At 66.2% G+C, this 7968-nt stretch carries 8 protein-coding genes; 1 reads left to right on the top strand and 7 read right to left on the bottom strand.

Features of this window, described 5'->3' with window-relative positions; all coding sequences use genetic code 11:
- Positions 1-51 precede the first annotated feature (51 nt).
- The 3 genes from ngcE to G6N77_RS15850 form a co-directional block, all read right to left on the bottom strand.
- Positions 52-1467 (bottom strand): N-acetylglucosamine/diacetylchitobiose ABC transporter substrate-binding protein, encoded by a 1416-nt coding sequence (ngcE, locus tag G6N77_RS15860; RefSeq protein WP_165183137.1) that lies wholly within the window; start codon positions 1465-1467, stop codon positions 52-54.
- A gap of 80 nt (positions 1468-1547) precedes the next feature.
- Positions 1548-2312, bottom strand: coding sequence for a sugar isomerase domain-containing protein (locus G6N77_RS15855; RefSeq protein WP_165183136.1), 765 nt, complete (start codon positions 2310-2312; stop codon positions 1548-1550).
- A complete protein-coding gene (locus G6N77_RS15850) occupies positions 2305-3276 on the bottom strand; it encodes a MurR/RpiR family transcriptional regulator (protein WP_165183135.1) in 972 nt (323 codons plus the stop codon). The genes G6N77_RS15855 and G6N77_RS15850 overlap by 8 nt, the downstream gene beginning before the upstream one ends.
- 93 nt (positions 3277-3369) lie before the next feature.
- On the opposite strand from G6N77_RS15850, the gene G6N77_RS15845 reads away from it, so the two are divergent.
- Positions 3370-4398 carry an N-acetylglucosamine kinase gene (locus tag G6N77_RS15845; RefSeq protein ID WP_165183134.1) on the top strand — a complete coding sequence of 343 codons (1029 nt, stop codon included), beginning with the start codon at positions 3370-3372 and terminating at the stop codon, positions 4396-4398.
- 46 nt (positions 4399-4444) lie between these two features.
- Here the strand turns inward: G6N77_RS15845 and G6N77_RS15840 are convergent, their stop codons facing one another.
- The 4 genes from G6N77_RS15840 to G6N77_RS15825 all read right to left on the bottom strand — a co-directional run bounded on the left by G6N77_RS15840 (position 4445) and on the right by G6N77_RS15825 (position 7965).
- Positions 4445-4825, bottom strand: a complete 381-nt coding sequence (locus tag G6N77_RS15840; RefSeq protein ID WP_165183133.1) for a hypothetical protein — start codon at positions 4823-4825, stop codon at positions 4445-4447.
- A 101-nt stretch (positions 4826-4926) separates the two neighbouring features.
- Positions 4927-5532 (bottom strand): hypothetical protein, encoded by a 606-nt coding sequence (locus G6N77_RS15835; RefSeq protein ID WP_165183132.1) that lies wholly within the window; start codon positions 5530-5532, stop codon positions 4927-4929.
- A gap of 101 nt (positions 5533-5633) precedes the next feature.
- Entirely contained in the window at positions 5634-7031 is a 1398-nt protein-coding gene (locus G6N77_RS15830) for an MATE family efflux transporter (protein WP_165183131.1), read from the bottom strand.
- The gene (locus G6N77_RS15825) at positions 7024-7965 is read right to left on the bottom strand and encodes a LysR family transcriptional regulator (RefSeq protein WP_165183130.1); all 942 of its coding nucleotides are present in this window, start codon (positions 7963-7965) and stop codon (positions 7024-7026) included. The genes G6N77_RS15830 and G6N77_RS15825 overlap by 8 nt, the downstream gene beginning before the upstream one ends.
- Positions 7966-7968: the final 3 nt, after the last annotated feature.

The following is a 7968-nucleotide window of genomic DNA, read 5'->3' as shown; positions in this document are numbered from 1 at the left end:
GGCCCGCGGGGGGACCGCCGCGCCCCGACTGCACGTGGCTTGTTACTTGAGTCACTTCACTTCAATCTTTGTAACCGAGCTGTCATTGGCAACCTTGTCGGTAATGTCCTGCAGCGCCTTGGTGAGCCCGGCGGCGTCGAGCTTGCCGTCCAGGAAGGAGTTCCACGGCACCAGCTGGTCGGGGTTCATGCCGTACAGGTCAACGAAGTTCCAGGTGAAGATGTTCGTCTTGGCGTTGTCCAGCATGGTGGTCTGGGACACCAGCGCCGTGGAGCCGAAGCCGTCTGCCGGGACGGTTCCCTTCACCACGGTCGGCGCCAGCTTTGTCTTGGCGAAGTTGACGGCCGAATCCTTGGAAAGCATGATGCGCAGCAATTCCTTGCCCGCGGCCACATTCTTGCCCTTGGACGGGACAATGAACGGCTCGCCGGCTGCGGAGCGGATGCCCGTCTGCGGGATCTTCGGGCTGGACGACACAACGGGCACGGGGGTGCCGGTCATCTTGAAGTCGGCCTTCGTCTGGTCCTTCATTTCGTTTTCAATCCAGGATCCCGACGGGTAAAGCAGGGCGTCCTGGTTGTTGGACCACTGGGCCTGGGCGGCCGTGAACTGGGTTCCGGAACCGCCGGGCTTGATGTAACCGGCCTTGACGATCTTTTCCAGGGCGCCAAAGACGCTCTGGATTGCGGGCAGGGACCAGCAGCCGGGCTTGAGGTTCTCCAGTGCCAGGCGGACCTCGTCGCCGCCTTCCTTGATGGCCGATTCAATGGCCATGGTCTGGTAGTAGGTGGCGGCTTCCTTGCCCCAGAGGAACAGGTACTTCCCCTTGGCCTTGGCAGCGGCCCCGAGTGCCAGGGCCTCGTCCCAGGTGGTGGGGACCTTCCAGCCGTTGGCGTCGAAGAGGGACTTGGAGTACCACAGGGCGTAGACCGTCAGCACGTAGTTGATGGCCGCAACCTTGCCGTTGAACGTCCCTGGCGCAAGCACGCCGCCGTAGAGGGTGTCGGCAATCTTGGTGCCCTCGAGGTTGTTCGCCTCGGTGACGGACTTGAGGTCCTCCAGCTGGTCCAGGATGGTGCTGAAGCCAATGGACTTGGCACCCGAGTTGTCGATCAGGTCCGGGGGCGTGCCGCCGACGAAGCGAGGCTGCATCTCCTGGGCGATGTCCGTGGAAGGGCTGATCTTCACGTCGATGCCGGGGTAGTTCTTCTTCAGGATGGCGCCGGCGAAGTCAACGTAGTCAATCCCGTAGCCGCCCTTGAAAATGACGGCGTCAAGGGCGCCAGTGGCGGCAACACCAAACGGGTTGGTTGCCGAGACGGCACCGCCGGCTGCCGTGGTGGCGCCGCCACCGCCACCGCCACCGGCGCAGGAAGCGAGGGCCCCACCGAGAGGCAAGAGCACGGCCGTGGCCAGGGCTCCGCGGAGGAAACCGCGGCGCTGCAGCTGCTTATTCTGGATAGTCATTTTTATGTACTGCCTTCCATTGATGGTACGAACGCTGATTCGGTACTACTTTGTACGAGGTGTACAGGCAATGCTGCGCATCATGCTTCCCGCCTGAGACGGCCAACATAGCGGCCAACCAGTACGTTGTTGTGTTCGTCCCCGCCCGGAATGTTTGACGAAATGTAGACGGGCGGTTTCTTCCCCGCACGGATGAGGCATTGGACGGTCCCCATGGTCAGCAGCTGCGCAATGTACGCACCCGTGATCGATGAGACAGCGCCTACGCCCATGCCGTCGGAAACTTCAAGGGTTGTATCGCCATAAGGAGCTTTGTTATCCATAACAATATCCGCAATTTCACTGAGACGCATCCCACTTGGGTGTTTTGCCTCAACCGCGGCGGTATGTTCCAGGCTGGTGACTGCGATCACCTTGTGGCCGCGCTCCTTGGCCAACAGCGCCAGGCCAACAATTGCCCCGTTGACGCCGGAATTCGAGGCAATGACAAAGATGTCCCGAGGATCCACCAGCGACACCTCGTAAAGTTCCTGCGCCACGCCGTTCTCCCGCTCCAGGACCGAACCCTCCAGCGAATCCAGTGCGTCGACGCCGCGCGAGCCATGCAGCACCAGGTCGCGCAGGGCAATCTTGCTCGTGGGGATCAGTCCGCCCGCCCGGCCGGCGATCTCCATGGCAAAGGCCTCGGAATGTCCGGTGCCAAAGGCTTGGATGACCCCGCCGGCCGCGACGGCGTCGGCCAGGGCTGCCGCAGCCTCATCCAGGCCACCGTCCTGCGCCCACTGCGTCAGGGCGTCCAGTCGGGAAGAAACTTCCAGGCTAAAAGCCGTTGTGTAATCAGACATGGTTCCGCGCCTTTCCACCGGCGTGGCTCCCGCGATGGCCGCCCAGTTCCATCCGCGCCGCCCGGGTGGGACGCCGATGCGGGGAAACGGCCATGGCCGAAGCGGCAAGCTTGGACGTGGTTTGGGCGAAATTGATTTGCGCCACCAGCAGGTAGATCAGGTCGATCACCAGCAGCTGGACATGCTTGGCGGAGAGGTCATCAGGCTGCAGGAACTGCTCATGGACCGAGGTAATGATGGAGGAATCGGCACTTTCGGCCAGCGGCGAGCCCGGGTTGTTGCTCAGCGCCACCGTCAGCGCACCGGCTTCCCCCGCGGCGCGGAGCATCTGGATGGTCTCCTCCGTGCGCCCGGTGTTGGAAATCCCAATGGCCACGGAGTTGGTGTCCTGAATGGCGGCGCTGGTCAGCCCGGCATGGACTTCGGACCAGTGGTGGGCGTTGATGCCAATGCGGTAGAGGCGCGACTGAAGTTCCTTGGCCATGACGGCACTGCCGCCGATGCCGTAGATGTCCACATGTGCGCTCATGGCTATCCGCCGGGCAATCTTGTCCATCAGCGCCAGGTCCATCACGGCCGCGGTTTCCTCCAGCGAACGGGTGTGCGCATTGACCAGGGTGCTCAGAACGTCCCGCGCCGAGTCGTCCGGGCCAAACGCGCGGCCAATGTCGGCCTTCCACGATTCCCGGGCGTCACCGCGGCCCATCTCGGAGGCAATGCTGACGCGGAAGGGCACGTATCCGGCATATCCCAACAGCCGGCAAAAGCGGGTGACGGTGGCCGGGGAGGTCTTGGTCTCATGGGCCAGGTCCATGATGGACAGTTCCAGCGGCGCCTGGGGGTGCTCCAGAAGAAACGCACCAATCTTGGCCATCGCCGCCGGCATGTCAGGTAGTTTGGCCTGAATGCGGTTCACGACGCCGGCAGCGCTCACCACTGCTGGAGTTGGCAAAGTCGACGTCATGTGAAAATCCATTTCTTTTTTGTAAGCGATAACTGAAAACTATTATCATCAGCAGTGTAAGTCAAGTCACAGTGAAGACACAGAATGGTAACGATGCGTAATTACCTGGCAATCGACGCCGGCGGAACGTCCACGCGGGCCGTGTTTTTGACCGGCTCCGGGCAGTGTCTCGGGTACGGCGTTTCCGGCGGCGGAAACCCGGTTTCTCGGGGATTTGACGATGCCATGGAGGCCCTGTTGCAGGCATCGTCGGGGGCCCTTGGGGGCACCCCGCAACCCTTCAGCTCCGTCACCATCGGAATGGCCGGGGCTTCCTTGGAACTGGCCACCGAACCGTTCCGCGAACGCTTTGCCGGGCTTGGCCTCAGCGGAAATGTAGTGATCGAATCTGATTTATTGGCTACGTTTTACTCCGGAACATGTCAGGACAATGGATACGCCCTGATAGCCGGCACCGGCGCCGTGGCGGCGCGAATAAGCGACAGCAGGCTGGCCGCGGTGGCAGACGGCACGGGCTGGCTCCTGGGCGACAGCGGGGCGGGATTTTGGCTGGGCCGGGAGGTGTTGCGCGCCGTTGCCGCCGCCCTGGACGGGCGCGGGAAGCCCACGGCACTCTTGGAACCAGTGCTGGCGGAGCTGGGCATTTCCGGCGGCACCCAGGAGCGCACCAACGGCCGGATCCGGGCGCAACAGCAGCTGATCGCCAAAATCTATGCGCTGGCCCCCATTGAACTCTCACGCTTCGCACCGATGGTATTTGACGCCGGGGACGACGCCGTTGCCCGGGACATCACCGATCGGGCAGCTGCCGCACTGGCCGGGACCCTGACGGCCGTGCTGGACGGTGCCGTGGATGGCCCCTTAGTCTTCGGCGGCAGCGTCCTCACCAGGGGCGGCTCCGTTGCGGGTGCCGTGGTCTCACGGCTGAGCGGGACCATTCAGCAAGGGACGAGACAACAAGGGGCCAGCCGGCAGGAGGGGGCCCAAAACCTGGTGGTGCCAATCCTGGTCGCCGACGGCATGGCGGGAGCGGCCGTCCTGGCGCTCAAACGCGCCGGGGTAAAAGTAGATGAGGCTGTATTTGAACGCATTTCTGCCAGCCTGGCGGCCCTGCGCGCCTAGTGTCGTGCTGCTTTCAGCAGAAGCAGGCCCAGCTCCGGTGCCGGCATCAGCGTGCGGAGGGGCCGCCGTCGTCGTTCTTGCCGGTCCCAGCCTCGTTGTCGGCAGCGGCAGCCTTCGCGGCCTCCTCCGACTTGGCGCGGGCGGCAGCCAGGCGGTCGGAGGACTTGCGGTTTACGCCGGAGCCCTCGCTGAGGTAGGCCGGATTTTCCTTGTGGCCCATGACGAGCAGCGAGGAAATCAGCACTGAGGCGATGAAGGCGATGCCAAAAGCGATGGCCCCCAGGTCCCACCGCAGGCCGTGCTTGAGGCCGCCGGCCGAGACCACCAGGGTCACCACGCCGGCCACTGCGCCCATGGCAAAGGAAAAGCTGAGCGGGAACCTGATGGAGTTTCCCGACTTCGAATCTTGCGGCTCTACATTGCCCACAGTTTGGTCCTTCATATTGGTTGTCGCCGGCTCATCGCGCCGTTGCACGCACACGGTCTGCGCAGCACGCGTTCTACATAAAGTAGAACACTGCATCCAGTTTACTTTCCTTTTGGCTTCCGGGCATCATGGCGCATGGTGAGCGCTGACAGCAGCCACAGGGCGCCAGTCATCAGCGCCCCGCCGCCGGCAACGCCCAGCAGGGCATGCGGCCCGGCAGCGGCAAAGAAGGGCAGCAGCAGCCCGGTGCCCAGCCCCAGCACGCCGGAGATCAGCCAGTCGCTGCGCAGCGGGGACTTCCCCGCCTTCCCGGACGGGTTGTGGAGTGCGGCAAACAGTTCCGCGCCGCCCATGACGGCCAGGGCCGCTGCCCCCAGCCACGCCGCCAGCGCCGTGTTGATGGCAATGAAAATCACGACGCCGGCCACCGCCAGGAGCCCTGCGGCACCCAGGAGCGCCAACCGCCGGGCGTCGGCACGCGGCAGGGCCAGGCGGCGCACAAACCAATAATGCAGTGCGGCCAGGACCAGGAAATACCAGCCAAAGTTCAGGCAGAGACCCAGGGTGTCCGGTGCCCCAAAGAAGACCGTGACAATGCCAAAAAGCAGGGTGGCCATGGAGCGCAACATGACCGGCTGCCACAGGGCGGAGGCGGGGGTGCCGGTCACGGCGGCATTGAGGTTCTGGGGCACAGCTGTATCATTCACCCGTCAAGTCTAGCGGGGCGGGCCACAGCGCCGGCACAATACAAGCCAGCGGTCCCCCGGGCCGGAAGGCCCCGGGCCGGAACGCCCCGGGCCGGAACGCCTCAGTCCGGGATGCCCACGCGCATCCAGCGGTCCGTGCGGGCGCGCAGCCCCAGGGTCAGCGCCCTGGCGGCCATGTAGCCCAGGCTGAAGGCCGCCCACAGCCAGGCCATGGCTGCGGGCCCGCTGCCCAGGCCGGCCGCACTGACCCAGAACAGCAGAGGCAGGTACACCGCCAGGTTGACCAGCCCGGCCAGGGCCAGGTAGCGCGCGTCCCCCGCACCGATCAGCACGCCGTCCAGGACAAACACGTAGCCCGCCACGGGCTGCCCAATCGCCATGACCAGCAGGGCGGCGGCCAGCGTCCTGTGCACGCCGGCGTCGTTCGTGAAAAGCCAGCCCACCCCGCCGGAGGATGCCCACAGGGCCAGCCCCGTGATGACGCCAAAGCCCAGGCCCCAGCGGGTCATGGTGGCCGTCAGCGTGCGCACGGCGGCAATGCGCCCGGCGCCCAGTTCCTTGCCGATGAGCGCCTGCGCGGCGATGGCCAGGGCGTCCAGGGCAAAGGCCAGGAATGAAAACAGTGTCATGGCCAGCTGGTGGGCGGCCAGGTTTTGCGGGCCCTGGGCGGTGGCCACCAGCACAGTGGCCAGGATGGCGAGGCGCAGTGAGAGTGTGCGGACCATGAGCCAGCTGCCCACGCGGGAAACCGTTCGAATGCCCGCCCAGTCCGGTCGCAGGCCCACTGCGTCCGCCCGCGCAGCGCGGACCACTATCACCAGGTAGATGGCGGCCATGCCCCACTGGGCCAGCACGGTGCCGAGCGCTGCGCCGGCCACCGACATGTGCAGCACGTACACCAGGGTGAAGTTCAGGGCGATGTTCACGGCGAAGCCGATCCCGGCCACCAGCAGCGGCGTCCGGGTGTCCTGGAGTCCGCGCAGGACTCCCATGGCCGCCAGCACCAGCAGCATGGCCGGAATTCCCGCCAGGCTGACCAGCAGGTAGTCGTTGGCGAACCCCAGCACGGCACCGTGCGCGCCCATGGCGGAAAGCAGCGGCCCTGCCAGGAAGGCGCCGGCCCCCGCCAGCACCACGCCCAGTCCCAGGGCCAGCCACAGCCCGTCGCGGCCCACCGCGAGCGCGTCGGCACGGCGCCCGGCCCCCAGCAGCCGGGCCACGGCCGGAGTGGTCGAGTAGGCCAGGAACACCATGAGCCCCACTACGGTCTGGAACACCGTGGCAGCCAGGCCCACTCCCGCCAGTTCCGCCACGCCCAGGTGCCCCACGATGGCCGAATCGGCGAGCAGGAACAGCGGTTCGGCAATGAGTGCCCCGAAGGCAGGCACGGCAAGCTGGAGGATCTGCCGCGGCTGCGAAGCGGAGGGGCGGGCCGCGGGCGTCCTCGCGGGCCGCCCGCCGGACGGCGGTGCAGTCCCGGGACGGCTTGGTTTAGGCATGGTCCAACAGTATCGGCCCGGGTCCGCGGCCGGCCTCCACCAGTTCCGCCATGACGGCCTGCAGGGCCGCCACCACCTGGCGCACCCCGGCCCGCTCGAGGGCCTCGGGCCGGGCCAGGATGTCGATGCGGCGCCCCAGCCTGGGCTCCGCCAAGGGAATGAGCACCAGGTGGGGGAACTGTTTCCGATTAACGGTGAAGCGGGGCATCAGCGAGATGCAGCCGCCGCCTTCCACCACGGAGGCCGCAACGAAGAACTCGTTGATCCGGTGGGCCACGGTGACTTCCTGGCCGGCCAGCGTGCCGATCATTTCAATGGCGCCTTCGAGGGCGAAGCCGTGGTGGACCGAAATCCAGCGCTCCCCGCGCAGTTCCGAAGGGCGGAGCGAACTGCGTCCGGCCAGGCGGTGCGTGGCGCCCACCGCCACGTCCAGGGGCTCAAAGGCAAGCGGGACCACCGCCACGGTGCCTGGCCAGGCCGGGCTGTTGAGCAGCCTGTGGGCCACCACCACGTCGTAGTCGGCCGTGAGGGCGGCAAAGTCCTGTTGCGCCACGTCCTGGTCGGCAAAGCTGAGGCGGGGGCCGCCGTCGCCCGCCAGCGCTTGGGCCAGCGGACCAAAAAACGCCAGCCCGGCACTGTGAAAGGCGGCCACGCTGACCGGTTCGGAGGGGCTGTCCCTGAAGGCGGCCACGGCGGCATCCGCACGGGCCAGCGCCACCTCCACGTCCACCGTGGCGCGGCACAGGGCCAGCCCCGCCGGGGTCAGGGCGGTCCGCCGGCCGGCCTTGTAGGTCAGGGCCGTGCCCGCCTTGCGCTGCAGTGCCGCCAGCTGCTGGGACACGGACGACGGCGTGACGTTCAGTGCCAGCGCGGCCGCGGCAATGCTTCCCCTCGCCTGGACTTCGCGGAGTGCGCGCAATTGACCCAGTTCCATAAG

It is taken from the genome of Arthrobacter silviterrae (genome assembly GCF_011045165.1).
Classification (GTDB): Bacteria; Actinomycetota; Actinomycetes; order Actinomycetales; family Micrococcaceae; genus Specibacter; species Specibacter silviterrae.
The sequence above is the reverse complement of the archived record's forward strand: the minus strand, read 5'-3'. Positions and strand labels throughout refer to the sequence as shown.

Excerpts from the sequence above, each read along its gene's own strand:
- ngcE (WP_165183137.1), bottom strand. The coding sequence starts at position 1,467 with ATGACTATCCAGAATAAGCAGCTGCAGCGCCGCGGTTTCCTCCGCGGA.
- G6N77_RS15855 (WP_165183136.1), bottom strand. The coding sequence starts at position 2,312 with ATGTCTGATTACACAACGGCTTTTAGCCTGGAAGTTTCTTCCCGACTG.
- G6N77_RS15850 (WP_165183135.1), bottom strand. The coding sequence starts at position 3,276 with ATGACGTCGACTTTGCCAACTCCAGCAGTGGTGAGCGCTGCCGGCGTC.
- G6N77_RS15845 (WP_165183134.1), top strand. The coding sequence starts at position 3,370 with ATGCGTAATTACCTGGCAATCGACGCCGGCGGAACGTCCACGCGGGCC.
- G6N77_RS15830 (WP_165183131.1), bottom strand. The coding sequence starts at position 7,031 with ATGCCTAAACCAAGCCGTCCCGGGACTGCACCGCCGTCCGGCGGGCGG.
- G6N77_RS15825 (WP_165183130.1), bottom strand. The coding sequence starts at position 7,965 with ATGGAACTGGGTCAATTGCGCGCACTCCGCGAAGTCCAGGCGAGGGGA.